Here is a 26,100-nt window from a genome sequence, read left to right as displayed (position 1 = left end):
TATGTATCCGGTCATACACTTCGCTTACCGGGCCTACGATTTGCCCTTGCGCCGTGCTCCCTGTTGAAGAGGGCCGGGGTGAGGGCATCAGGCATTAGCCTTTATCCGCTGAATCTCCGCTTCTCCACGTTTCATCACTCTATCCAGCACTTCCGCCTCCAGCTCCGCCAGTCTGGCCGATCCCACCCGGCGAGGACGTGGAATATCCACCGTCAGATCCAGACCAATTTTACCCTCTTCTATTAACAGCACCCTGTCTGCCATTGCCACAGCTTCGCTTACGTCATGCGTCACCAGCAGCACCGTAAAGCCGTGCGTCTGCCAGAGGGTTTCAATCAGATCCTGCATCTCGATCCGCGTCAGGGCATCAAGCGCGCCGAGCGGTTCATCAAGCAGCAGCAGGCCGGGACGATGAATCAGCGCGCGTGCCAGGGCCACGCGCTGCTTTTGTCCACCCGAGAGGGCCGCAGGCCACTCTCCCGCACGATTCTCCAGCCCGACGGCGGCGAGTGCCTGCCGGGCGTCCTCCCGCCAGCTGCCCTTCAGGCCCAGCCCGACGTTATCCATCACCGTTTTCCACGGCAGCAGACGCGCGTCCTGAAACATCATGCGCGTATCATCCTGAATCGTGGACAGCGGCGTGGTGCCTGCCAGAATGTCACCACTGTTTGGCGCCTCCAGCCCGGCTAAAAGACGCAGCAGGGTACTCTTGCCGCCACCGCTGCGGCCAACAACGGCCACAAACTGTCCGGCAGGAATATGCAGATCCAGTGCATTCAGAATAGTGTTATCACCGTAGCGTTTGGTCACGCCGTTCAGCAGTAACGGTGTTCCCTGGTTCAGTCGTGCAGTATTCATGCTTTCGCCTCCTGAGCGGTGTAGGCCGGGTTCCAGCGCAGCCAGCTACGTTCCAGCCACTGGGCGCTGACGTCCGCAAGTTTGCCAAGCAGGGCATAAAGGATAATGGCAACCACCACCACGTCCGTTTGCAGGAACTCGCGGGCGTTCATCGCCAGATAACCAATGCCGGAGTTAGCCGAAATGGTTTCCGCCACAATCAGGGTTAGCCACATCAGGCCGAGCGCAAAACGCACGCCAACCATAATGGAGGGCAGGGCGCCCGGCAGGATCACATGGGTAAACAGGGCAAAACCTGACAGGCCATAGCTGCGGGCCATCTCAACCAGACCGCGATCGATATTGCGGATCCCATGCCAGGTATTGATATAAATCGGGAATAATGTTCCCAGCGCCACGAGGAAAATTTTGGCGCTCTCATCAATGCCGAACCACAGGATAACCAGCGGAATAAGCGCCAGATGCGGCACGTTACGCAGCATTTGAACGGAGGTATCCAGCAGCCGCTCACCCCAGCGGGACAGGCCGCTGATCAGCCCCAGCGTCAGGCCGATGCTCCCGCCAATCGAAAAGCCGATTACCGCGCGCCAGGAGCTGATGGCAAGATGTTGCCACAGCTCACCGCTGGCGCTTAGCGACCAGAACGCTTCCACAACGCCCTCCGGAGAGGGCAAAATACGGCTCGACAGCCAGCCAGTTGAAGACGCCAGTTGCCAGACGAGGACAATGCCGACGGGCAGAAACCACGGTGCGGCGCGCAGCAGCCATTTTTGTGCGGTTGCAGACATGGTGGCTCCTTAACTTTGCGCGACTTTTCTCGGGATAAACGCATTCGCCACGGCTTCGCCCTGCAACTGAAGCTGACGTGGCTGCGGAATTTCCGGGATAGCGACATCCAGGTGCGGGAAGAGCAGTTCACCCACCTTGTAGGCCTCCTCCAGATGCGGGTAGCCAGACAGGATAAAGCTGTCGATCCCCAGCGCCGCGTATTCATTAATGCGTGCCGCTACGGTTGGACCATCGCCGACCAGCGCCGTACCGGCGCCGCCGCGCACCAGACCCACCCCGGCCCACAGGTTCGGGCTGATCTCAAGATTTTCACGCTTGCCGTTGTGCAGGGAGGCCATTCGGTGTTGGCCCACGGAGTCGGTTTTGGCAAACGCCGCCTGTGCTTTGGCGATAGTGTCGTCGTCCAGATGAGCGATCAGACGGTCGGCAGCTTGCCAGGCCTCGTCGTTGGTTTCGCGTACGATCACGTGCAGGCGAATGCCGAAGCGCACCGTACGGCCATGTTCTGCGGCTTTGGCGCGTACCTGAGCAATTTTCTCTTTAACCAGCTCCGGTGGCTCGCCCCAGGTCAGATAGAGATCGACCTGCTCAGCCGCCAGCTCCTGCGCCACGTCCGACGATCCGCCGAAATAAAGGGGAGGGCGCGGCTGTTGTACCGGCGGGAAGTAGAGTTGCGCATCGCGAACGTGGATATGTTTTCCTTCGAAGGTGACGGTTTCCCCTTCCAGCAGACGTCGCCAGACGCGGGTGAACTCTGCGGAGGCTTCATAGCGCTCGGTATGATCGAGAAAAACACCATCGCCCGCCAGCTCCTGCGGATCGCTGCCCGTCACCAGATTGAACAGCGCGCGGCCGTTGGAGAGCCTGTCCAGCGTTGCCGCCTGGCGTGCCGCGACGGTGGGCGACACCACGCTTGGGCGCAAGGCTACCAGGAATTTCAGGCGCTTGGTGACGGGGATCATCGACGCGGCAACCAGCCACGCATCCTCACATGAACGGCCCGTCGGGATCAGCACCCCGGTAAAACCGATGCGGTCTGCCGCCTGGGCGATCTGCTGTAGATAGCCGTGATCGACCGGGCGGGCGCCTTCTTCTGTGCCAAGATAGTGTCCATCACCGTGGGTGGGTAAAAACCAGAAAAGATTCAGACTCATGATTTTTTTCCTTCAATACCAGCGGGTTGCCAGATGCGTTCGCGAATATTCACCTGCTTTGGAACCAGGCGGTTTTGATAAAAGAGGTCTGCCGTTTGCTGCTGGAGGGCGGCAACGTGGGCGTCAACCGGCGCTATGGTGGTGGGAGGACGGTGGTCAAGATAGGTGGCGATCACCGATTCAGGCAGGCCCATGGTTTTTGCCAGTAGCGTGATGCTCTGCTGACGCTGGCTTTGGGTCAGCGCATCGGCCTGAGAGAAGGTATCCAGCACCTGCTGAATAAATGCGCCATTTTTTTCAGCGTAAGGACGTGCCGCCAGGTAGAACGAACCGGTTTGTTTCAGGGTGGTGCCGTCTTTCAGCACCCGCACACCGCCCTGCAACAGTGCGGCGGAGTAGTACGGATCCCAGATAGCCCAGGCATCAACATTTTTTTGCTGAAACGCCGCGCGCGCATCGGCAGGCGTCAGGTAAACGGGCTGGATATCGGTGAATTTGAGGCTGGCCTCCTGCAACGCGCGCAGCAGCAGGTTATGCGAGCTGGAACCTTTCTGGAAAGCAACCTTATGGCCTTTGAGATCGGCGACGCTTTTGATCTCGCTGTTTTCCGGCACCAAAATAACCTCTGCCTTCGGCTTGGCGGGCTCAACGCCAACGTAAACCAGATCCGCCCCGGCCGCCTGGGCAAAGATCGGCGGGATATCGCCGGTGCTGCCTAAATCAATACTCCCGACGTTCAGCGCCTCCAGCATCTGCGGTCCGGCAGGGAACTCGACCCATGAGAATTTGGTCTGCGGGAAACGTTTCTCCAGCAACGCATGGCTTTTCGCCAGCACCATGCTGACGCTGCCTTTCTGATAACCGATACGCAGGCTCTCCGGCGTTTTCTCCGCCGCCTGAGCCAGCGATGCCACTGCCAGCAGACCTGCCAGCCCGATACGGGTAACTGTTTTAAACATGCGCCACTCCTTGTGATTGATGAAATGCCGCCGCGTGGCGATCCCGACGATTAAGGGCGTGCCAGAAGGTTTCAAGCGCGCTGTCGAGGCGGGTTTGCAGATTCGGCGTGAAATGCGGTTTATGCTGGTAGTCGATTACCTGTGAGTCGTCAGCGAAGACGCCATGCAGGATCTCCTGCGCTTTCAGCGCGTTCAGAACCGGCTTGAGGGCATAATCCACCGCCAGTAAATGGGCTACCGTACCGCCTGTGGCCAGCGGCAGGACGACCTTACCGTCCAGCGCGCGTTCGGGCAGCAGATCGAGCAGCGTTTTCAGTGCACCGGAAAAAGAGGCTTTATAAATTGGTGTCGCGACGACCAGCCCGTCAGCACGCTTAAGTTGTTCGATCAGGGTTTTCAGCGCCGGGCTGTCGAAACGGGCGTAGAGCAGATCTTCAGGCGCGAAATTGTGCAAATTCCAGTGACACACTTCGACATCCAGAGCATTAAGCTTTTCGCGAGCGTATTCCAGCAGTGCGCTGGATCGAGAGGGGAAGCGGGGGCTTCCGGCCAGGGTAATGACGCGCATGGTTGCTCCTTATAACTAATTGTTTGCTTTTATCTAACATTCATAACAATTTTCAGGAGTGTGACATTGCGTGGTTATTCCACTAAATGATTTATCCTCAGGATGAATGCAGAAAAAAGCATAAGAAGCGAACCGATAAGTAAACGATTGCGTTTTACATGGCTTTTTTTGCCACAGGTCAATTCCCTTTCCGGGCGGGATCGCACATAATCCCCTCCCGGTTTGCACACCGGGAATCCAGGAGAGTTCATGTACTACCCCTTCGTTCGTAAAGCCCTTTTCCAGCTCGATCCTGAGCGCGCTCATGAATTTACATTTCAGCAGTTACGTCGTATTACAGGAACGCCTCTGGCCGCGCTGGTGCGTCAAAACGTGCCGGAAAAACCTGTCCAATGCATGGGCCTGACGTTCAAAAATCCACTGGGCCTTGCGGCCGGTCTGGACAAAAATGGCGAATGCATTGATGCACTCGGCGCGATGGGCTTTGGCTCGATCGAAATCGGGACAGTGACGCCGCGTCCGCAGCCGGGAAATGACAAGCCACGTCTGTTCCGCCTGGTTGAAGCCGAGGGGCTGATCAACCGCATGGGCTTTAATAACCTTGGCGTCGATCATCTGGTTGAGAACGTTAAGAAAGCCCATTTTGATGGTGTGCTGGGTATTAATATTGGCAAAAATAAAGACACGCCAGTCGAGCAGGGTAAAGATGACTATCTGATTTGTATGGAAAAAGTCTATGCCTATGCCGGTTATATCGCGGTGAATATATCCTCGCCTAACACCCCAGGGCTGCGTTCATTACAATATGGCGAAGCGCTTGACGATCTTCTTAGCGCCATTAAAAATAAACAAACGGCACTACAGGCGATCCACCATAAATATGTTCCGGTCGCGGTTAAGATCGCCCCGGATCTTTCGGCAGAGGAATTGATCCAGGTTGCCGACAGTTTAGTTCGCCATAATATTGATGGTGTGATTGCGACCAATACAACGCTCGATCGCTCCCTCGTCCAGGGAATGAAAAACTGTGACGAAGCGGGTGGATTAAGTGGCCGTCCGGTACAATTAAAAAGCACCGAAATTATTCGCGCACTCTCCGCGGAATTAAAAGGCCAGCTGCCGATTATTGGCGTGGGTGGCATTGACTCCGTCATCGCTGCACGTGAGAAGATGGCGGCAGGGGCTTCACTGGTGCAAATTTATTCCGGCTTTATTTTTAAAGGGCCGCCATTGATTAAAGAAATTGTCACGCATATCTAATCTTTTCTCTTAATCAGACAACCAGGGCTTTATTTCCAGCCCTGGTTGTTTTATATTCCGTCATTGTTGCTTATTTAGACATTATAGTCTTTTATTACTAGTGTTATAAGCGAAGCGGCAAACAGGACATTTTTAGTACAGGACGTTTTGGGGACGGGAGAGAAACATGCGAATTAAACCTGACGATAACTGGCGCTGGTATTTTTGTGACGAGCATGACCGTATGATGCTCGACTTAGCCAATGGCATGTTGTTTCGCTCTCGTTTTGCGCGCCGAATGTTAACGCCAGACGCGTTTGCTCCCTCAGGCTTTTGCGTTGACGACGCTGCACTCTATTTCTCTTTTGAAGAAAAATGCCGCGACTTCAATCTCTCCAAAGAACAGCGCGCTGAACTGGTACTAAATGCGCTGGTGGCGATCCGTTTCCTGAAACCACAAATGCCGAAAAGCTGGCATTTCCTCGCGCACGGTATGAGCTGGACCCCGGCTATCGGCGATGCGGCCAGCGTCAATCTGAGCGATACCGAAGAAGAGGTGAATCTGCTGGTGGTTGAACCCGGTGAAAACGCTGCGCTCTGTTTGCTGGCCCAACCCGGCGTGACCATTGCCGGGCGAGTCATGCAGTTAGGTGATGCCATCAAAGTGATGAATGACAGGCTGAAGCCTCAGCTGCGCGTCGATTCCTTCAGCCTCGAACAGGCGGTTTAAGCTTCCAGCTGTACGGATGTTTTCGGTACACAGCTACAGCACAGGATCGTGCCGTCAATGCCAATCGCAGATTTCTTCAGGGCACTCACTTCACCATCGACCAGTTTAATGCGACAGCATCCGCAAATCCCCGCGCGACAGGAATAAGGTACGCGGATACCCGCCTGCTCCAGCTGTTCCAGTAGCACCTGCTGATTGTTACCACGAATAACTTTGCCTTCCCAGTGAATATCCACCGCGGAAGCGACGTTGGTGACAACGTCAACCATTTCTTCTTCCTGGCCTGCGCCGTACACTCTTGCAGGCCCGCGGGTAAGAATTTCGACCTCGTCGCCCACGCGGATTACGCCGCTGGAGCGGGGGATCAGGTTCTGGCCGAAGTCGACATCACCGTTATCCTGCGCGGTACGAAATGACTGCAAGGTTTTCAGCGGTTCGCCGGAAGGGTGTTTCTGACCTTTCTCCGGGCTGACGGTGGTAAAAATACAGCGGCTGCACGGCTTCACGACATCAAAGATAACGCTGCCGATGCGGATCACTTTCCAGGTATCTTCATCCCAGGCATCCGCTCCGGTCACCACCAGATTCGGGCGAAACTGCTCCATCTGCACGCTGGCTTTGCAACGGGTTTGTAAATCACGCAGCGAGGCCTCGCTGGTCAGCAGGAAGGGAAAACCATCCGCAAAGGAGAGGGGAACCGCGTCGTGGCGTTTCACGCGACGAGTCAGCGCAGGCCCAACCCAGCGCAGCTGAACGTCACGTGAGAAAAAGCCGCTCAGCCACTGGTTAATGTTATCCGGCGCGATACGCGCGGTAAAATGATTGCCCCACACTTCCGTTGGCGCTTCAACCGGCGCAAAATCAGCAAAGCGGATCACGACGCTTGAACCGTCTGGCGCGGTCAAATGCAATCCGTCATGAAGCGGGGAAGGCGTAAAGCGAACCATCTGCGGGAACTGACGTGCGGTGATGAACGTACCGTCAGGCTCGGTGATCATAAAAATACGATCGAAGGCGAATCCGCTCATATCGGCCAGCGCGTGCGTCACGCCGATACCACGCATGGATTTCACCGGATGAATAAAAAGCCTGGATAACGTCGCCACTGCACACTCCCGCTAAATAAAATAAGCCTTCAACTTTATGACATACACGCCATATTAGCTATAATGCGCGACAATTTTCTATGAGTAAAAGTGACGATATGAATTCTCTGTTTGCCAGTACGGCCCGTGGGCTGGAAGAGCTGTTAAAAACTGAACTGGAAACCCTGGGCGCGAAAGAGTGCCAGGTGGTTCAGGGTGGTGTCCATTTTGAGGGCGACACGCGGCTTATTTACCAGAGCCTGATGTGGAGCCGTCTGGCGTCGCGCATCATGCTGCCGATGAAAGAGTGCAAGGTCTACAGCGATCTTGATCTCTACACCGGTGTACAAATGATCGACTGGACAGAGATCTTCACCCCGGACGCTACCTTTGCGGTGCATTTCAACGGCGTCAACGATGAGATCCGCAACAGCCAGTACGGCGCCCTGCGCGTCAAAGACGCCATTGTGGACTGCTTCACGCGTCGTAATAGAGAACGTCCGAACGTAGATCGTGAAAACCCGGATCTGCGTATCAACGTCTGGCTGAACGGCGACACTGCCAGTATTTCCCTGGATCTGAGCGGCGCAGGCCTGCATCTGCGCGGCTATCGCGATCGCACCGGCATGGCCCCAATCAAAGAGACACTGGCCGCCGCTATCGTGATGCGCTCCGGCTGGCAGCCGGGTACGCCGCTGCTCGATCCAATGTGCGGTTCCGGTACGCTGCTGATTGAAGCCGCGATGCTGGCCACCGACCGCGCGCCAGGGCTGCATCGTGGACAGTGGGGCTTCAAAGGCTGGGCGCAGCACGATGAAGCCCTCTGGAAAGAGGTCAAAGACGACGCGCAGACCCGTGCCCGTAAAGGGCTGGCGGAGTACACCTCTCACTTTTACGGTTCGGACAACGACCCACGGGTGATTGAACGCGCGCGCAGCAACGCCCGTCGTGCCGGTATCGGTGAGCTGGTGACCTTCGACGTCAAAGATGTGGCGAACCTGACCAATCCGCTGCCAAAAGGCCCGTACGGTACGGTGATCAGCAACCCGCCGTATGGTGAGCGTCTTGGCAGCGAGCCAGCGCTGATTGCGCTACACAGCCTGCTGGGCCGCAACATGAAAGCGCATTTCGGCGGCTGGAACCTCTCCCTGTTTAGCGCCTCGCCGGAGCTGCTGAGCTGCCTGCAATTACGTGCCGATCGCCAGTTCAAGGCGAAAAACGGCCCGCTGGACTGCGTGCAGAAAAACTACCATCTGGCAGAGATAGCAGCGGACAGCAAACCGTCTGGCGTGGCGGAAGATTATGCCAACCGTCTGCGCAAAAACCTGAAGAAATTTGAGAAGTGGGCGAAGCAGGAAGGCATCGAATGTTATCGCCTTTACGACGCTGACCTGCCGGAATACAACGTGGCGGTTGACCGCTATGCAGACTGGGTGGTGGTTCAGGAATACGCCCCGCCGAAAACCATTGATGCGCAAAAAGCGCGTCAGCGTATGCTGGATGTGATTGCGGCCACCATCGCCGTACTCGGCATTTCGCCAAACAAGCTGGTGCTGAAAACCCGTGAGCGTCAGAAAGGCAAAAACCAGTATCAGAAGATGGGCGAGAAGGGCGACTTCATCGAAGTGGGCGAATATAACGCGCGCCTGTGGGTTAACCTGACCGATTACCTTGATACCGGTCTGTTCCTCGATCACCGCATCGCCCGCCGCATGCTGGGACAGATGAGTAAGGGCAAAGACTTCCTGAACCTGTTCTCCTATACCGGCAGCGCCAGCGTTCATGCAGGGCTTGGCGGGGCGCGTAGCACCACCACGGTCGATATGTCCCGTACTTATCTGGAGTGGGCAGAGCGCAACCTGCGTCTTAACGGCTTAACCGGTCGTCAGCATCGCCTGTTACAGGCCGACGTGCTGGGCTGGCTGCGCGATACCGATGAGCAGTTTGACCTTATCTTTATCGATCCGCCGACCTTCTCTAACTCCAAGCGTATGGAGGATAGCTTTGACGTTCAACGCGATCACCTGCGCCTGATGACCGACCTGAAGCGTCTGCTGCGTAAAGGCGGCACCATTATGTTCTCGAATAACAAGCGCGGATTCCGCATGGATCACGACGGCCTGGCCGAACTGGGACTTAAAGCACAAGAAATCAGCCAAAAAACGCTGTCTCAGGACTTTGCCCGTAACCGTCAAATCCACAACTGCTGGCTGATCTCCGCGGTCTGAAAGGAAAAATAAATGTCTTTAATTAGTATGCACGGCGCGTGGCTCTCTTTCAGCGACTCACCGCTTCTCGATAATGCAGAGCTGCATATCGAAGATAACGAGCGCGTCTGTCTGGTCGGCCGTAACGGCGCAGGTAAATCGACGCTGATGAAAATCCTCAACCGAGAGCAGGGGCTGGACGACGGCCGTATTGTTTACGAGCAGGATCTGGTCGTCTCTCGTCTGCAACAGGATCCGCCGCGTAACGTTACCGGCAGCGTGTACGATTTTGTGGCTGAAGGAATTTCAGAGCAGGCGGAATACCTCAAGCGCTACCACGAGATTTCGCATCTGGTCATGACCGACCCGAGCGACAAAAATCTCAACGAGCTGGCAAAAGTGCAGGAGATGCTCGATCACCACGGCCTGTGGCAGCTGGAAAACCGCATTAACGAAGTGCTGGCTCAGCTTGGCCTGGAAGCGGATATGGAGCTGTCGGCGCTCTCCGGCGGCTGGCTGCGTAAAGCCGCGCTGGGCCGTGCCCTGGTGAGCGGGCCTAAGGTACTGCTGCTGGACGAACCAACGAACCACCTGGATATCGAAGCAATTGACTGGCTGGAAGGGTTCCTGAAAACTTTCAATGGCACCATTATCTTCATCTCCCACGACCGTTCGTTCATCCGCAACATGGCCACGCGCATTGTCGACCTCGACCGCGGCAAGCTGGTGACCTATCCGGGCGATTACGATACCTATCTGCTGGAGAAAGAAGAGAACCTGCGCGTGGAAGAGCTGCAAAACGCCGAGTTCGACCGCAAGCTGGCGCAGGAAGAGGTATGGATCCGTCAGGGCATCAAGGCGCGTCGTACCCGTAATGAAGGCCGCGTTCGCGCCCTGAAGGCGATGCGCCGCGAACGTAGCGAACGCCGTGAAGTCATAGGTAGCGCCAAAATGCAGGTGGAAGAGGCGTCCCGCTCGGGCAAGATTGTCTTCGAAATGGAGAACGTGAATTATTCGGTTGACGGCAAAGTGCTGGTGAACGATTTCTCCGCACAGGTTCAGCGTGGCGACAAAATTGCGCTTATTGGTCCAAACGGCTGCGGCAAAACCACGCTGTTGAAACTGATGCTGGGCCAGTTGCAGGCAGACAGCGGTCGTATTCACTGTGGTACCAAGCTGGAAGTAGCGTACTTTGACCAGCATCGCGCAGAGCTGGATCCGGACCGTACGGTGATGGACAACCTCGCAGAGGGTAAACAGGAGGTGATGGTTAACGGCAAGCCGCGTCACGTGCTGGGCTACCTTCAGGACTTCCTGTTCCACCCAAAACTCGCCCTGACGCCTGTGCGCGCGCTGTCCGGCGGTGAGCGTAACCGTCTTTTACTGGCGCGCCTGTTCCTGAAACCCAGTAACTTACTGATTCTCGATGAACCGACGAACGATCTGGATGTCGAAACGCTGGAACTGCTGGAAGAGTTGATTGATGGCTATCAGGGAACCGTGATGCTGGTCAGCCACGATCGTCAATTTGTCGATAACACCGTGACCGAGTGCTGGATCTTCGAAGGCGAAGGACGCATCGGTCAATATGTGGGCGGCTATCATGACGCGCGTGGACAGCAATCGCAGTCGCTGGCGCAAAAACAGGCGAAGACCAAAAATGTCGCTGAACCTGTTGTTGTGAAAGCAGAAACTGTCAAAAAGTCTCCTGCTAAAATGAGCTATAACTTGCAGCGCGAGCTGGAAGGGCTGCCGCAGCGTCTGGAAGAGCTGGAAGCGGCACTGGAAGCACTGCAAATTCAGGTCGCTGATGCGTCATTCTTTACGCAGCCTCACGACTATACTCAGAAAGTATTGGCTGAACTCTCCCAGGCCGAGCAGGCGCTGGAAGAGGCATTTGAGCGCTGGGAGTACCTTGAGTCTCTGAAAAACGGCGCATAAACAGGGATAATCTATGTGTGACCAGCACCATGCCGATCGGCATATTTTATGCTCGCAATGCGATATGCTCGTGGCGTTGCCAGAGCTTGGTCACGGACATAAGGCTGCCTGCCCGCGCTGCGGAGCTACGCTGACGACCGAGTGGGACGCGCCAAGGCAGCGTCCTACGGCTTATGCGCTGGCAGCCCTGTTCATGTTACTGCTCTCCAATCTCTTCCCTTTCATCTCTATGAAAGTGGGTGGGATGGTAAGCCAGGTGGAGTTACTGGAAATTCCAGGCGTGATGTTCTCGGAAGATTACGCCAGCCTTGGCACCTTCTTTCTTCTGTTCGTGCAGATAGTCCCGGCTTTTTGCCTGGTCGTCATTCTGCTACTGGTCAATCGCGTCAGGATGCCCACCGCCCTTAAAATCAAACTCGCGCGGATCCTGTTCCAGCTGAAAAGCTGGGGGATGGCGGAAATTTTTCTGGCGGGTATCCTGGTCAGCTTCGTGAAGCTGATGGCCTACGGCGATGTGGGGATTGGCAGTAGCTTTATTCCGTGGTGTCTGTATTGCGTGCTGCAACTGCGCGCTTTCCAGTGCGTGGACCGACGCTGGACCTGGGACGATATTGCCCCGGCACCGACGCTCTCGCAGACGGTAAAGGTGGGCGTACCGGGTATCCGTCAGGGGCTGCGCTCCTGCTCCTGCTGCACCGCCGTGCTGCCCGCGGATGTCGAGGTGTGTCCCCGCTGTGAAACAAAAGGTCACGTCCGACGCAAAAATAGCCTGCAATGGACCATGGCGCTGCTGGTGACCTCTGTCATGCTTTATCTGCCCGCCAATATTTTGCCGATCATGATCACCGATCTGCTCGGCGACAGAATGCCCTCGACCATCCTTGCCGGGGTGATTTTGCTGTGGAGCGAAGGGTCATACCCTGTTGCAGGCGTCATATTTCTCGCCAGCATTATGGTTCCGACCTTAAAGATGATTGCCATTGCCTGGCTTTGCTGGGATGCAAAAGGGCACGGTAAGCGTGACAGTGAGCGCATGCATCTGATTTATGAGGTCGTGGAATTTGTTGGCCGCTGGTCGATGATTGACGTGTTCGTGATTGCGGTTCTCTCAGCGCTGGTGCGTATGGGTGGGCTGATGAGTATTTATCCCGCTATGGGAGCGCTGATGTTTGCTTTGGTCGTCATTATGACCATGTTTGCGGCCATGACCTTCGACCCTCGTTTATCGTGGGATCGTGAGCCCGATTCAAGCCATGAGGAAGAGTAAGAGCATGGAAAATAAGAGTGGAGAGGCTAAAGTGCAGAAGGTCAGAAACTGGTCGCCGGTGTGGATTTTCCCCATCGTGACCGCGCTGATCGGTGCATGGATCCTGTTTTATCATTACAGCCATCAGGGACCGGAAGTCACGCTAATTACCACCAATGCAGAGGGAATTGAGGGCGGAAAAACCACCATCAAGAGCCGCAGCGTGGATGTGGGTGTCGTGGAAAGCGCGACCCTGACGGATGATTTAACCCATGTTGAAATTAAGGCCCGCCTGAATGCTGGCATGGAAAAACTGCTCCATGAAGATTCCGTTTTTTGGGTGGTGAAACCGCAGGTCGGAAGAGAAGGGATCAGCGGCTTAGGGACGCTATTGTCAGGGGCTTACATTGAACTCCAGCCCGGCAATAAAGGCGCCCAGCCAGCAAACTATCAGTTGCTGGATTCACCGCCGCTTGCGCCACCGGATGCAAAAGGGATCCGCGTCATTCTGGACAGCAAAAAAGCGGGCCAGCTCTCGCCGGGCGATCCGGTGCTGTTCCGTGGGTATCGTGTCGGTTCGGTTGAAACGAGCACCTTCGATCCGCAAAAACGGACCATCAGCTATCAGCTATTTATCAATGCGCCTAATGACCGACTGGTGACCAGTAACGTTCGTTTCTGGAAAGACAGTGGGATCGCTGTGGATCTCACCTCTGCGGGGATGCGCGTTGAGATGGGTTCACTCACCACGCTGTTTGGTGGGGGCGTCAGTTTTGACGTGCCGGAAGGTATAGATCTGGGACAACCGGTGGCGGAAAAAACCGCCTTCAGATTGTTTGACGATCAAAAAAGCATTCAGGATGCGCTCTATACCGATCACATCGATTATCTGATGTTCTTTAAGGACTCTGTACGCGGCTTGCAGCCAGGAGCGCCAGTTGAGTTCCGCGGTATCCGTCTGGGTACAGTAGGGCAAGTGCCTTACTTTGTTCCGGGACTCAAGCAAATGCTTGATGATGATTATCGTATTCCGGTGCTGATACGCATTGAGCCTGAGCGTTTAATTAACCAGATTGGTGAGGATCAGGATATTGGGGAGCATATCAGCGACCTGATGAATCGCGGTCTGCGTGGCTCGCTGAAAACCGGCAACCTGGTGACAGGGGCGTTGTATGTCGATATGGACTTCTATCCAAAAGCGCCACCTATGACGGGAGTCCGTGAATTTGGCGGCTACAAAATCATTCCTACGGTCAGCAGTGGCCTGGCGCAGATCCAACAGCGTCTGATGGAAACGCTGGATAAGATCAACAATCTGCCGCTGAATCCAATGCTTGAGGCTGCGACGGGATCACTGCATCAGAGCCAGGCGACGATGCAACGTCTGCAAACCACCCTGGATAATATCAACAAGATCACGGCCAACCAGTCCATGCAGCAGCTGCCGCAGGATATGCAGAAAACGTTGCGTGAACTGAATCGCAGCATGCAGGGCTTCCAGCCGGGCTCAGCGGCCTACAACAAGATGGTGGCGGATATGCAACGTCTTGATCAGGTTTTACGCGAGCTACAGCCCGTTCTGAAAACGCTCAATGAAAAGAGCAACGCGCTGGTGTTTGAAGCGAAAGATAAAAAGGATCCTGAGCCTAAGAGGGCGAAACAATGAAAAAATGGCTAATCATCGCAGGCGCACTGGTATTAACGGCCTGTAGCTCTGGAAGCGATAACAAAAGCTACTACCAGCTGCCGTTAAGCGCGCAGTCGGGGGCGCAGAGCAGCGCCTCGCAGGGCAGCCGTCTGCTGTGGGTTGAGCAGGTTGCCGTGCCAGATTACCTGGCGGGCAACGGGGTGGTCTACCAGACCAGCGATGTGCAGTACGTAATCGCCAACAACAACCTGTGGGCCAGCCCGCTGGATCAGCAGCTACGCAATACGCTGGTGGCGAATCTGAGCAGCCAGCTCCCCGGTTGGGTCGTTGCCTCGCAGCCTCTGGGAAGCGATCAGGACACTCTGAATGTTAACGTGACGGGATTCCATGGCCGCTATGATGGTGCCGTTGTTATCAGCGGGGAGTGGCTGCTGAATCACCAGGGTCAGCTGATTAAGCGTCCTTTCCATCTTGAACTCAAGCAGCAGAAAGATGGCTATGACGAAATGGTGAAAGTACTTGCGCAGGGATGGGCACAGGAGTCGGCTACTATAGCAAGAGAGATTTCCCGCCTGCCATAAGTAAAATTCATCGACGAAAGCCGCACTCAGCTTCTTGCTGATTGCGGCTTTTTTTTCGTTTTACGTTCAGGTTGTTACTTGTCCCGCATCACACTTTTTGTACAAACGATCTTCCATGTAGCTCACAAATATGACACCCGTATGAATTTTGAACGTTGACGCTGACGCAGATTCGGGGTATTCGTTAACTGTGCTTGCACATATTGCAACCACTGTTTTCTTTCCACCAGACAAAAGAATGAGGGAAACGAGGCATGAAGAGACAGAAACGAGATCGCCTGGAAAGGGCTCATCAACGTGGTTATCAGGCTGGCATCGCCGGACGTTCTAAAGAAATGTGTCCCTATCAGGCCCTGAATCAAAGGTCCCAATGGCTAGGGGGCTGGCGAGAAGCCATCGGAGACAGGGCAGTACTTGCTTGATACCGTCTCTTTAAAAAGAAACCTCCGCAATGCGGAGGTTTCGCCTTTCTGGAAGGGGCTAAAAGCCGTTATCAGAAAGCGGAGGTATCCTGGAACAGACCCACTTTCAGGTCGTTCGCGGTATAGATCAGACGACCATCAACCAGCACTTCACCGTCCGCCAGGCCCATAATCAGACGGCGGTTAACGATGCGTTTGAAATGGATACGGTAGGTGACTTTCTTCGCGGTAGGCAGAACCTGACCGGTGAATTTCACTTCGCCTACGCCCAGCGCACGGCCTTTGCCTTCACCGCCAAGCCAGCCCAGATAGAAGCCAACCAGCTGCCACATAGCATCGAGGCCCAGGCAGCCAGGCATTACCGGATCGCCAATAAAGTGGCAACCGAAGAACCACAGGTCCGGGTTGATATCGAGTTCTGCTTCTACGTAACCCTTATCAAAGTTGCCGCCGGTTTCGGTCATTTTCACGACACGGTCCATCATCAGCATATTTGGGGCTGGTAACTGCGGGCCTTTCGCGCCAAACAGTTCACCGCGACCAGAGGCAAGAAGGTCTTCTTTAGTATAGGATTCGCGTTTATCTACCATGTTCTCAGTAAGCCTTATTTTAGTGAAGGACGCAGGATAGCTAACACGTGTACGCTGAACAAGTCCGATCAGTTCGCACTAAACCAACTCAACCAGCGTAACGGCCACGGATAACGATGACGAGCATCCTGCTGTGTCGCCTGAGCTATACGTTCCTGAATGGTCTGCATCAGGGTTGTCTGGCCTTCGCCGTCCCAGACCAGGTTTGTCAGTAAGGGTAGTGCATCCTCAACCCCTTCGATGGCCCAGACGGTGAATTGTTCCTGCTCTACCGCATCCAGAATCGCCTGGCTCAGGCTCAAATGGCGAGCGTTAGGTGCCGGAATTATCACGCCCTGTTTGCCGTTTAAACCGCGCTGCTGGCAGATTGCGAAGAAGCCTTCGATTTTCTCATTCAGTCCGCCCACCGGTTGGGCACGGCCAAACTGATCCACGGACCCGGTAATCGCAATATTCTGGTTAATCGGCACGTCTGCAAGCGCGCTGATCACGGCGCACAGCTCTGCCATTGAGGCGCTGTCGCCGTCGACTTCACTGTAGGACTGCTCAAAGGTCAACGAGGCAGAGAAGGGGATCTGCTGCTCGAGCTGAAGTTCAGACATCAGGAATGCCTGCATGATCATCATGCCTTTGGCATGAATGTTTCCGCCCAGTTCGGCCTTGCGTTCGATATCGGTAAATTCGCCGTCACCAATGTGTACGACACAGCTGATACGGGAAGGCTCACCAAAGGCGCGTGGGTGCCCGGGGAACTCGATGACGGACAAGGCATTGATTTGCCCGATACGTTCGCCTTCGGTCTCCACCAGAATCTGTTCAAGCAGAATTTCATCCTGCATACGGTCAGCAAGATAGCCTTCGCGCCATTCACGCTGGGCCAGCATCTGGCACAGTTGCTCACCGTTGAACGTACCGTTGCCGCTGATAACGCCCACTTCACGCAGTTGTTTACCGATCCAGAGCGGACAGAGCGGCAGGGTTTCCTGATCGCCGGTGTAGCGTACGGCCTCGCGGATTAAGCCCGGCCACGCATCCTCGGCAGGTGAGGGCAGCGCGAAACGTTCCGCCACGGCCATAACCCACTGACACCACTGCGCCATGTCATCGGCATCTGCAATCTGAATATTGTCTTCAAATTCGCTGTAAACCGCCTGCTCCGCGAGTTCTGGCTCCATTTCCTGGAAGTCAGCCAGGGATTCACGGTCACCCGTCAGCACGACGGTCAGCGACAGCGGCATAGACGGAATGGAAAGAGGCAGAGGACGTGAATCGTCGAAGCCTACCCAGTCAAAACGTTGCTGCGTCACCACCGTTTTCAGGCGCATCCACAGCAGCGGCTGCGCAAGCAGTGTGCGAAGGGAGATGAGCAATACGCCGCCATTAGCGCGGTGTACCAGCCCGGGTTGCAGTGAAACATCGCCATTGAACTGACGAAGGCAGCCGAACAACTGTTCTGCTTCCACCCAGTTGGCGGTGATCACCTCGCCTTTTGCAGCGAACAGTCCATCTGCCTGTGTGGCAGGTTCGAATGTCACGTCGCGTCCGGCAATATGATACTGACCACCAAAAACGGCATTCGTTTTTGGCTGCAACTGGCGCATGGCATCACCGAGAAGCGTCAGATACTCGGCTTCTTCCGGGGCTTTGAGCAGCATGAAAGGAGATGTAGCCCATGGGGATGACATCTGCTCCAGCGCGTAATGCAAACGCGGTTGTGTCTCGCTAAGTATGAATTTGTGTTCTTTTGTGAGGTCTGGCTGTGCAAACAGCTCCTGATAGCTCTCGGTATCCGGAACCAGGTCACGCCATGCAAGTTTCGTAATGGTCAAAGTTGATGTTTTTTAGTCAGAAGTAAAACCGTGGAGTATACCGTAAGCGGCGCACTCTGCCCAATCAGGATTCGGGTTTTCATCATGCGGATCGCCTGCGACGTTTCACAGGATATGATTTCTTTTCAGCAGATTGCCAAAAAACTGATATTCTGAACAGAGTTACACGGTAACACTGAGATCGCAATGAAATATCAACAACTGGAAAACCTCGAAAGCGGCTGGAAATGGAAGTACCTGGTCAAAAAGCACCGTGAAGGGGAGCTGATCACCTGCTACATCGAAGCCAGCGCGGCACAAGAAGCTGTGGATATGTTGCTGACCCTCGAAAACGAACCGGTACAGGTCAACGGCTGGATCGAGAAACACATTAATCCGGCCTTGTTAAACCGGATGAAGCAAACTATCCGAGCTCGTCGTAAACGGCATTTCAATGCCGAGCATCAGCACACCCGTAAGAAATCCATCGACCTGGAGTTCATGGTCTGGCAGCGTCTGGCCGGGCTTGCGCAACGGCGCGGGAAAACCCTGTCGGAAACGGTGGTGCAGCTGATTGAAGATGCCGAGCACAAAGAGAAGTATGCCAGCCAGATGTCGACGTTGAAAAACGATCTACAGGCACTGTTAGGTAAAAAATAAGCTTTTTACTTTTCTTCAGATAATAAAAAACCCCGCATGGCGGGGTTTTTTTATAAGACGATAACTTATGCCGCAGGCTGAGTTACAACGTCTTTGATACCTTTAACTTCGATCTCTACGCGACGATCTGGTGCCAGGCAGTCGATCAGTGCAGCGCGTGGTTTCACGTTGTCACAGGTAGAACCGGTAACTGGGTTAGATTCGCCCATACCACGTGGGGAGATCTTGTTAGCTGGGATACCTTTAGATACCAGGTAATCAACTACAGACTGAGCACGTTTCTCAGACAGACCCTGGTTGTAAGCGTCAGAACCGATACGGTCGGTGAAGCCCAGAACCACTACAGAACCGTCTTTAGGATCCAGGTTGCTCAGCTGGGTGTACAGCTGATCCAGTGCCTGCTGACCTTCTGGTTTCAGGGTAGCTTTGTTGAAGTTGAACAGAACGTCAGACTTCAGAGTGAAGTGCTTGGTCTGTACTTCTGGCGCTGGAGCCGGAGCTGGAGCTACGACTGGCGCATCTTCCTGCTGACCGAAACGGTAAGAAACACCAACGCTCAGCATGCCGTTGTCTGGACGAACACCAACGGTAGCACCGTCACCGATGTTGTTAACCCACTGGTATTCCAGACGGGTAGCGATGTCACGGGTCATTGCCCACTCAACGCCACCAGCGAATACTGGGGAAACACCAGTGTCGTGGTCGTCACCAGCGATGCTGTTGCTGGAGTCTGCACGCCATACCATGCCGCCCAGACGGGTGTACACGTCCAGATCGTCAGTTACTGGGTAACCCAGTTTAGCGGTCAGCTGTACGCCTTGAGCTTTGAAAGCGCCATTTACGTTGTCGCCTTTGTAAGGCATACGACCTAACCAGTCGTAACCCATTTCAAAGCCAACATACGGGTTAACCTGATAGCCACCGAACGCACCTGCACCCAGCTGGCTCTCGTGAGTAGGGCCATCGTTGTTCAGGCTGCTGTTGTACCAACCGGTGTCATGGAACTGAGACCAGCCCAGTTTACCACCTGCATACCAGGTATTATCTTTCGGAGCGGCCTGCGCTACGGTAGCGAAGCCAGCCAGTGCCACTGCAATCGCGATAGCTGTCTTTTTCATTTTTTGCGCCTCGTTATCATCCAAAATTTGCCATGAATATCTCCATCGGAGGAATCACGGTTAAATCCTTCACCGGGGGGCGTGGTCAAATATAAACCTACCGATATCTTCGGCTTAGGCCGAGCACCCCTGGCGATGTAAAGTCTACAACGTAGCTGAAAACTTACAAGTGTGAAGTCCGTCAGGCATATGAAAAAAAAAGTTCCGTATACCTAATATTTAACAATTTTTGAACGAATTTTGTGCAGTAAAATTAACGAGAACCGCGTCAGACAAGCCTTGCCGCAGTTTTGGCGCGTTGAACTTTTTTTGCATACTGCGGTCGAAAAAAATTCCAGGAAAACTCTTAAAATGACTCAATGGTACACATTTGAGTGAATTTTTAGCCCGGGATGTTGTCCTCTGCGATAGGAATCTCCACGAACTGGCCGCATGATGAAACCCATCGCGTTACCTTCTTCAGCCGCTTCAGTCAGACGCAAATGTTCCTCTTGCGACAGATCCTCAGGCAACCACCCAATCACGACGCTATAGTTCCCGGTACGTAATGCCCGGACCATCGACTCGACCGTATCGCAAGGGGAGAGTTGATTAATCTGCATCACCTTCGCTAACGGCAGCCCAGCCGACTGAACCCATTCGCGACTTAATTTTTGCTGTGGCGTCAGCCAGAGCTGCCAGCGAGACTGTTGCCCGAGCTGCTGCAAAAGCGGCAGGAGTAAGAGTTGTGTTAACAGCGGCTGGTCTTCACGGTAAACCACTTCACTGATAAGCCCTGTCGATACACGCCCGATAGAATTCTGCGCAGCATTGCCTGCGGCAGAAGTGGAAGGTGTTAAGTGATTTGCATAGCCTGAAGTGTACATATTCATTCCAGCCCTGTAGTTACTGTATGGATATACAGTAACCCCTGTGTGCATAAAGATCAACCTCATTTTCGGAAAGCGACTCGCAAATTTCATCCATTCCTGGTGAACCTGAAAAAATCATCTTGCCCAACGGCAATAAGTTGCCTATTTTCCTGCTAACGGATCCGTTAGTAAGAAATATCGTGGTTACTGTATGATTTTTAATGGAATTATCATGAAAAAGATATCTTATGATCGGATTTATCAATCTCAAGAATACCTCTCTCCGCTGGGCGAAATTCATCATCGCGCCCTGTTTGGCGGTTATACCTTGGCCGTGGATGAAGCGGTGTTCGCGATGGTGTCTGACGGTGAGCTTTACCTTCGCGCCTGTGAGCAAAGTGCAAAATACTGTGTAAAAAACGCCTCTTCTTTTCTGACCCTGATGAAACGAGGACGTCCTGTGCTGCTTAATTACTACCGTGTGGATGAAGGTCTGTGGCAAAACAGGGAAAAACTGCTTCAGCTCTCCTCGTTTGCGCTCGATGCCGCCAGGAAAGAGCGCTACCAGCGCCATCAGCGTAACCGGCTTAAAGATCTGCCGAACCTGACCTTTCAGATTGAGGTCCTGCTTATGGAGGCGGGCATTACCAATGAAGAGACGCTACGACAGTTGGGGGCGAAGACGAGCTGGCTGAAAATGCGCTCTAAGAATAAAGCGCTGAGTATCCGGGTATTGTTCGCGCTTGAAGGCGCGATTGAAGGGTTACATGAAGCGGCACTCCCGGCGGATATCCGCCGGGAGCTTACGGAGTGGTTTAATGCGCTGCCTGAGTCGCAGGGCCATCATTCCGCCAGGTAGCGATCTGCTGTCGCAGCCGACAAATTTCCGGCAGCAAAGCGATAAGCAGGCCAATTTGCTGAAGGACCAGCGGAGCTTTGTTGTCGGTGCCTGGATCAAGGTGTGCGATACGTTGCACCAGTTCATCCAGTGCCTGGTGAACCCGTGGCTCATCCGCAGGTTGATGATGAAGCGCATCATCAACGTAGCAAACGGCATCGTCCAGTAGTGCCAGGATGCCCGGATTCGTCAGTTTCTCTCGGTGGGCGCCAAGGGTAGAGATATAGCTGGTGAACGTGTGGTTCAGACACAGCAGGCGGAAGGCTGTCTCCCGGATTTCTGCCGTGGCGCGCGGCTCAGTTGACATATTCGAGACAACGGAAGCCAGCTCTGCGTCAGTGTTATGCGCATCGCGACGGGCAATCCGATAGGCCAGACGGTTATCGCGACCCTGATGGTATTGCTCAAGTATGGCGTCCAGATAGCGGCAGTTGGCGTTCATTGCTCTGTCGGACACGCGCGGTAAATTTCGGAAACGCCAGTCCGGCCAGATAAAGCTCACCGCCGCCCAGGCGATGGCGCAGCCGATCAGCGTGTCGATCACACGGGGGAGGGCCACTTCAAAGCCTTCACCCAGCAGATTGAAGCAGAGCAGCACAAGCAGCGTGATGAACATTGTGGCGTGAGCGTACTGCACATTGCGGAAGGCGAAGAACAGTACCCCGGTAATCACAATCAGGATCAGTTGCCCTTCTACTGAGGGTACAAAATAGAGCACCGGCAGCCCGATGGCGACCCCGACTAACGTCCCGACAATACGCAGCGCGAGTCGATGGCGGGTAGCGTTATAGTTCGGCTGGCAGACGAACAGGCTGGTCAGCAGGATCCAGTAGCCGTGGTGCAATCCTGTTATCTGGATAAACGCGTAGCCAACGCACAGTACCAACGACATCCTTACCGCATGGCGAAAGAGGGCGGATTCCGGCGTAAAATGACGGCTCAGGCGCAGCCATATATCGCTGAAACCGTTGAGACTGTCGTCGGCAAGCTGGTTGTCAGCGTCATTGCCCGGCATCGCCATCGCCTGTTCAGACTCAATGGTGGCGAGCTGAGCATCGATGGCTCTCAGGTTGTTGAGCAGGAATCCCAGGGCTTTGAACTGTTCCGGCGAAGTTCCACTGGCCTGAACGCGATCGAGCGCCGCATCCAGGTGGCTGAATGCACGTTCAAAGCGAGGATCGTGCTGATAGGGCGTGCGCAGCAGTATTGAGCGCGCAAGTTGCTGGCAGGCCTGAGACTGCATCGACAGCAGACGCTGGAAACGGAACATCACGTCGCTGTAGCGGAATTTCTCGCGCAGATCAGCGTACTGTACATGCGAGGAGCTGGCGCGCTCGTGAATATCCTGGGCAACAAAGTAGTAGTGCAGGGTGCGCCGGGTACCGCGCTGACCGCGATCGCCGCGCAGACGGGTGAGCAGAGACGCTTTGGTCTGATTCAGCGTGGCGACCAGTTGGCCATTTGCCAGCGCCAGATCGTACAGGGGCGCCTGGCTGTCCTCTTCGATATCCGGATCAAACAGCCGGGATTTCAGCTCCAGATAGTGGGCCAGCTGTTCGTAACTGCGGGCAATGTTGTCCTGTAAGGCACGAACCGGAAAAATAAGATGCCCGGTTAAGGTCAGCAGGTTATACCAGATAGCGCCCAATAGCAGCAGGACCGGTTGCTGATACCACTGATCGTAAAGAGAGACGCCCAGCATGGTGTAAATGGCAATCAGCAGGGCGCCAAACGCGATAGTGGCGTAGCGTTGCCCGAGGCCGCCGAGCAAAATGAAGCCGCTGGTGGACACCGTCAGCCCTAAGGCAAACAGCCAGGGCCACGGGAAAAGCAGCTCAACGGAGGCGGAAGCAATAAAGAAGCAGACCAGCGTGATGACCAGATTACGCAAACGACCGGCCAGGCGGTCGTCGAGATCCGCCAGCGCGCCGGCCACCACCCCAAGCGTGAGGGGGATGGTGAGCTTCACATCATTCAGCCACCACGGCAGAGCGACGGTGCCGCAGAGGGCGATAAATATCCTGACGTTATACAGCCAGTTACTGTTCCATGTATAGCGACGAAGCAGGGGGCTTAGCATGAGAGCGGCCAGTCCTTATTACTGAAAACGACGACGGGCATTGGCTTCACGCGCGGCTTGCGCGACTTCGACCGGAACAACTCGGCGTCCTACCGGCCACAGGGCGATGGTGGCAATTTTGAAATTAGCGAGGCCAACCGGAATGCCAATAATCGTAATGCACTGGGCGATACCGGCGAAGATATGCATCAGACACAGCCACCAGCCAAAGAAGATTAGCCATAAAATATTCAGCAGCGTGCCGCCGGTATTCATCAGGGCATTTTTTCTTTCCGGCTCCAGTTCATCCACGTGCACGGCTTCATTTCCATAAGGAACGAGGGACAGTTTGGTGATTTCCCAGCAGGAGCGCGTCAGCGGAAGGGTGAAGATAAGCACGATGCTCACCAGGGTGGCAAAAAGCCAGGAAAGGGTGGTGGCAAAACCGCCAAGGACAAAATTCAACACATTCAGAACGGTACGCATAAACCCTCATTTCCTTCGATGTGATTAACGCCCGGTGATTGTAACGTTTTTTTGGGCTGGAGCACCTTAAAACTGGCAGTTAAACTGTCTGACAAATTATGACCTCGTGGATCCGGCAGGATATGGAACTGAAAGCAACTTCAATGGGCAAACGCCTGGCGCAGCACCCTTACGACAAGGTTGTGCTTCTTAATGCGGGAGTGAAAGTCTCCGGTGAACGCCACGAATACCTTATTCCGTTTAATCAGCTACTGGCCATTCACTGTAAACGAGGGCTGGTATGGGGGGAGCTGGAGTTCGTTTTACCGGCAGAGAAAGTGGTGCGACTCCACGGGACCGAGTGGGCGGAAACCCAACGCTTCCACCATCATCTGAACATGCGCTGGCACCAGTGGAGCCAGGAGATGAGCGTGATTGCCGCACAGGTGCTGCATCAGGTGCTGGACGATATCGCGCTAAGCAATACGCAGCAGAAGTGGCTGACGCGCCAGCAAACCGCCGGGCTTCAGCAAAAAATCACCCAGGCGCTGACGGCATTGCCTTTACCGGTGGCGCGGCTTGAGGAATTTGATAACTGTCGCGATGCGTGGCGGAAGTGTCAGGCCTGGCTTAGCGATATCGAGAAAAGCCGTCTGGCGCATAACCAGGCCTGGACTGAGGCGATGCTTACGCAATATGCCGATTTCTTCAGTACGGTGGAATCATCGCCCCTCAATCCTGCTCAGGCGCGCGCAGTGGTGAATGGCGAGCACTCTTTACTGGTGCTGGCAGGCGCAGGGAGCGGCAAAACGTCGGTGCTGGTGGCGCGCGCGGGCTGGCTTCTGACAACGGGCGAGGCAGTTGCCGACCAGATTTTGCTGCTGGCTTTTGGTCGCAAGGCGGCGCAGGAGATGGATGAGCGCATTCAGGCGCGTTTGCATACCCAGGATATCTCGGCGCGCACGTTCCACTCCCTCGCTTTACACATCATTCAACAGGGCAGCAAAAAAGTCCCTGTTGTCAGCAAGCTGGAGAATGATGCTCAGGCTCGCCAGGCGCTGTTTATCAAGGCATGGCGTCAGCAGTGCAGTGAAAAAAAGGCGCAGGCGAAAGGTTGGCGTCAGTGGCTTGAAGAGGAACTCAACTGGGAGGTGCCGGAGGGCAGCTTCTGGCAGGATGAAAAGCTGGCGCGCCGGCTGGGCTCTCGTCTCGACCGGTGGGTAAGCCTGATGCGCATGCACGGCGGCTCTCAGGCGGAGATGATAGAAAGCGCACCGGAAGCGATCCGCGCCGTGTTTTCTAAGCGGGTAAAGCTAATGGCGCCGATGCTGAAAGCGTGGAAAACCGCGCTGAAAGACGAAAACGCGGTCGATTTTTCCGGGCTAATCCATCAGGCCATTATCATTCTGGAGAAAGGGCGCTTCGTCAGTCCGTGGAAACACATTCTGGTGGATGAGTTTCAGGATATCTCGCCGCAGCGCGCTGCGCTGCTTTCGGCGCTGCGGGCGCAGAATAAACATACGTCGCTGTTTGCCGTGGGCGATGACTGGCAGGCTATCTACCGCTTCAGCGGGGCGCAACTTTCCCTCACGACGGCCTTCCATCACTATTTTGGGGAAGGCGATCGCAGCGATCTGGACACCACCTACCGCTTCAACTCGCGGATTGGTGAAATTGCCAACCGTTTTATTCAGCAGAACCCGCATCAGCTGTCGAAGCCGCTTAACAGCCTGACGTCGGGGGATAAAAAGGCCGTCACGCTGCTGGCGGACGATCAGCTGGAACCGCTGCTGGATAAACTGAGCGGCTATGCGAAACCGGATGAACGGATTCTGGTCCTGGCGCGTTATCACCACCTCAAGCCGACGGCGCTGGAAAAAGCGGCGACGCGCTGGCCAAAACTACAGCTCGATTTTATGACCATTCACGCCAGTAAAGGGCAGCAGGCCGACTACGTAATTGTGGTGGGGCTGAAAAAGGGGAGTGACGGATTCCCGGCACCGGCGCGGGAATCCGTGATGGAAGAGGCGTTATTGCCTGTTCCGGAAGATTTCCCGGATGCAGAGGAGCGGCGCTTACTGTACGTGGCGATAACCCGCGCGCGCCATCGCGTGTGGCTCTTGTTCAACAAAGAGGAGCCGTCGGTGTTTGTCGATATTTTGAAAAGTATTGACGTGCCGGTGGCGAGAAAGCCGTAACGCGCCGGGCAAATTCTGTAGGCCCG

General features: G+C 54.9%; 23 protein-coding genes. 11 read left to right on the top strand and 12 right to left on the bottom strand.

Translation table 11 applies throughout. The annotated features are described in order from the left end of the window. Positions 1 to 87: 87 nt before the first annotated feature. Genes ssuB through ssuE form a run of 5 tightly spaced genes read right to left on the bottom strand, consistent with a single transcriptional unit; the run spans position 88 to position 4,328 of the window. Entirely contained in the window at positions 88 to 858 is a 771-nt protein-coding gene (ssuB, locus tag CKK19_RS05070) for an aliphatic sulfonates ABC transporter ATP-binding protein (protein ID WP_022647644.1), read from the bottom strand. Then, positions 855 to 1,646 (bottom strand): aliphatic sulfonate ABC transporter permease SsuC, encoded by a 792-nt coding sequence (ssuC, locus tag CKK19_RS05065; RefSeq protein WP_003858185.1) that lies wholly within the window; start codon positions 1,644 to 1,646, stop codon positions 855 to 857. Before ssuC ends, ssuB begins: the two co-directional genes overlap by 4 nt. Positions 1,647 to 1,655: 9 nt before the next feature. Continuing rightward, positions 1,656 to 2,801: an FMNH2-dependent alkanesulfonate monooxygenase gene (gene ssuD, locus CKK19_RS05060; protein WP_023305815.1), complete on the bottom strand. Its 1,146-nt coding sequence runs from the start codon at positions 2,799 to 2,801 to the stop codon at positions 1,656 to 1,658. Continuing rightward, positions 2,798 to 3,760, bottom strand: a complete 963-nt coding sequence (locus CKK19_RS05055) for a sulfonate ABC transporter substrate-binding protein (protein WP_063854165.1) — start codon at positions 3,758 to 3,760, stop codon at positions 2,798 to 2,800. The genes ssuD and CKK19_RS05055 overlap by 4 nt, the downstream gene beginning before the upstream one ends. After that, entirely contained in the window at positions 3,753 to 4,328 is a 576-nt protein-coding gene (ssuE, locus tag CKK19_RS05050) for an NADPH-dependent FMN reductase (protein WP_022647647.1), read from the bottom strand. The genes CKK19_RS05055 and ssuE overlap by 8 nt, the downstream gene beginning before the upstream one ends. Positions 4,329 to 4,577: 249 nt before the next feature. Between ssuE and pyrD the strand changes: the two genes are divergently transcribed. Together pyrD and zapC are read left to right on the top strand one after the other, a co-directional pair. Beyond that, positions 4,578 to 5,588 carry a quinone-dependent dihydroorotate dehydrogenase gene (gene pyrD, locus CKK19_RS05045; RefSeq protein ID WP_015570907.1) on the top strand — a complete coding sequence of 337 codons (1,011 nt, stop codon included), beginning with the start codon at positions 4,578 to 4,580 and terminating at the stop codon, positions 5,586 to 5,588. A gap of 166 nt (positions 5,589 to 5,754) precedes the next feature. Further along, positions 5,755 to 6,297: a cell division protein ZapC gene (gene zapC / locus CKK19_RS05040; protein ID WP_023299740.1), complete on the top strand. Its 543-nt coding sequence runs from the start codon at positions 5,755 to 5,757 to the stop codon at positions 6,295 to 6,297. Here zapC and CKK19_RS05035 read toward each other — a convergent pair. After that, positions 6,294 to 7,403, bottom strand: coding sequence for a YcbX family protein (locus CKK19_RS05035; protein WP_063854163.1), 1,110 nt, complete (start codon positions 7,401 to 7,403; stop codon positions 6,294 to 6,296). The genes zapC and CKK19_RS05035 overlap by 4 nt on opposite strands. Before the next feature lie 98 nt (positions 7,404 to 7,501). Between CKK19_RS05035 and rlmKL the strand changes: the two genes are divergently transcribed. The 6 genes from rlmKL (at position 7,502) to rmf (ending at position 15,427) form a co-directional block, all read left to right on the top strand. Continuing rightward, positions 7,502 to 9,610, top strand: coding sequence for a bifunctional 23S rRNA (guanine(2069)-N(7))-methyltransferase RlmK/23S rRNA (guanine(2445)-N(2))-methyltransferase RlmL (rlmKL, locus tag CKK19_RS05030; protein WP_032622253.1), 2,109 nt, complete (start codon positions 7,502 to 7,504; stop codon positions 9,608 to 9,610). A 12-nt stretch (positions 9,611 to 9,622) separates the two neighbouring features. Continuing rightward, entirely contained in the window at positions 9,623 to 11,530 is a 1,908-nt protein-coding gene (locus CKK19_RS05025) for an ABC transporter ATP-binding protein (RefSeq protein ID WP_225455044.1), read from the top strand. Between the two features lie 13 nt (positions 11,531 to 11,543). Next, the gene (pqiA, locus tag CKK19_RS05020) at positions 11,544 to 12,797 is read left to right on the top strand and encodes a membrane integrity-associated transporter subunit PqiA (protein WP_022647652.1); all 1,254 of its coding nucleotides are present in this window, start codon (positions 11,544 to 11,546) and stop codon (positions 12,795 to 12,797) included. A gap of 4 nt (positions 12,798 to 12,801) precedes the next feature. Beyond that, entirely contained in the window at positions 12,802 to 14,442 is a 1,641-nt protein-coding gene (gene pqiB / locus CKK19_RS05015) for an intermembrane transport protein PqiB (RefSeq protein WP_022647653.1), read from the top strand. Next, complete coding sequence (gene pqiC / locus CKK19_RS05010; protein WP_022647654.1) at positions 14,439 to 15,005, top strand: membrane integrity-associated transporter subunit PqiC; 567 nt, start codon at positions 14,439 to 14,441, stop codon at positions 15,003 to 15,005. Before pqiB ends, pqiC begins: the two co-directional genes overlap by 4 nt. A gap of 254 nt (positions 15,006 to 15,259) precedes the next feature. Beyond that, positions 15,260 to 15,427: a ribosome modulation factor gene (gene rmf, locus CKK19_RS05005; RefSeq protein ID WP_003858162.1), complete on the top strand. Its 168-nt coding sequence runs from the start codon at positions 15,260 to 15,262 to the stop codon at positions 15,425 to 15,427. Between the two features lie 71 nt (positions 15,428 to 15,498). Here rmf and fabA read toward each other — a convergent pair whose 3' ends face one another. Further along, on the bottom strand, positions 15,499 to 16,017 hold the full coding sequence (gene fabA / locus CKK19_RS05000; protein ID WP_000227926.1) for a bifunctional 3-hydroxydecanoyl-ACP dehydratase/trans-2-decenoyl-ACP isomerase: 519 nt from the start codon (positions 16,015 to 16,017) through the stop codon (positions 15,499 to 15,501). A 68-nt stretch (positions 16,018 to 16,085) separates the two neighbouring features. After that, positions 16,086 to 17,846 (bottom strand): AAA family ATPase, encoded by a 1,761-nt coding sequence (locus CKK19_RS04995; protein WP_063854161.1) that lies wholly within the window; start codon positions 17,844 to 17,846, stop codon positions 16,086 to 16,088. A 186-nt stretch (positions 17,847 to 18,032) separates the two neighbouring features. Between CKK19_RS04995 and matP the strand changes: the two genes are divergently transcribed. Continuing rightward, positions 18,033 to 18,485, top strand: coding sequence for a macrodomain Ter protein MatP (matP, locus tag CKK19_RS04990; protein WP_006809347.1), 453 nt, complete (start codon positions 18,033 to 18,035; stop codon positions 18,483 to 18,485). A 65-nt stretch (positions 18,486 to 18,550) separates the two neighbouring features. On the opposite strand, the gene ompA is transcribed toward matP, so the two are convergent. Together ompA and sulA are read right to left on the bottom strand one after the other, a co-directional pair. Further along, complete coding sequence (gene ompA, locus CKK19_RS04985) at positions 18,551 to 19,603, bottom strand: porin OmpA (protein WP_017694761.1); 1,053 nt, start codon at positions 19,601 to 19,603, stop codon at positions 18,551 to 18,553. Positions 19,604 to 19,959: 356 nt separating this feature from the next. Then, on the bottom strand, positions 19,960 to 20,469 hold the full coding sequence (gene sulA, locus CKK19_RS04980) for an SOS-induced cell division inhibitor SulA (protein ID WP_026094322.1): 510 nt from the start codon (positions 20,467 to 20,469) through the stop codon (positions 19,960 to 19,962). Positions 20,470 to 20,686: 217 nt separating this feature from the next. On the opposite strand from sulA, the gene CKK19_RS04975 reads away from it, so the two are divergent. Beyond that, on the top strand, positions 20,687 to 21,313 hold the full coding sequence (locus CKK19_RS04975) for a TfoX/Sxy family DNA transformation protein (protein ID WP_023299743.1): 627 nt from the start codon (positions 20,687 to 20,689) through the stop codon (positions 21,311 to 21,313). Here the strand turns inward: CKK19_RS04975 and yccS are convergent. Together yccS and CKK19_RS04965 are read right to left on the bottom strand one after the other, a co-directional pair. Further along, a complete protein-coding gene (gene yccS / locus CKK19_RS04970; RefSeq protein WP_023299744.1) occupies positions 21,270 to 23,432 on the bottom strand; it encodes a YccS family putative transporter in 2,163 nt (720 codons plus the stop codon). The genes CKK19_RS04975 and yccS overlap by 44 nt on opposite strands. An 18-nt stretch (positions 23,433 to 23,450) precedes the next feature. Then, on the bottom strand, positions 23,451 to 23,897 hold the full coding sequence (locus tag CKK19_RS04965) for a YccF domain-containing protein (RefSeq protein WP_022647660.1): 447 nt from the start codon (positions 23,895 to 23,897) through the stop codon (positions 23,451 to 23,453). A 122-nt stretch (positions 23,898 to 24,019) separates the two neighbouring features. Here CKK19_RS04965 and helD point away from each other — a divergent pair, with 122 nt between their 5' ends. Next, positions 24,020 to 26,074 (top strand): DNA helicase IV, encoded by a 2,055-nt coding sequence (gene helD / locus CKK19_RS04960; RefSeq protein WP_063854160.1) that lies wholly within the window; start codon positions 24,020 to 24,022, stop codon positions 26,072 to 26,074. Positions 26,075 to 26,100 lie beyond the last annotated feature (26 nt).

It is taken from the genome of Enterobacter sp. CCUG 70166, from assembly GCF_020224095.1.
GTDB lineage: Bacteria > Pseudomonadota > Gammaproteobacteria > Enterobacterales > Enterobacteriaceae > Enterobacter > Enterobacter intestinihominis.
The sequence above is the reverse complement of the archived record's forward strand: the minus strand, read 5'-3'. Positions and strand labels throughout refer to the sequence as shown.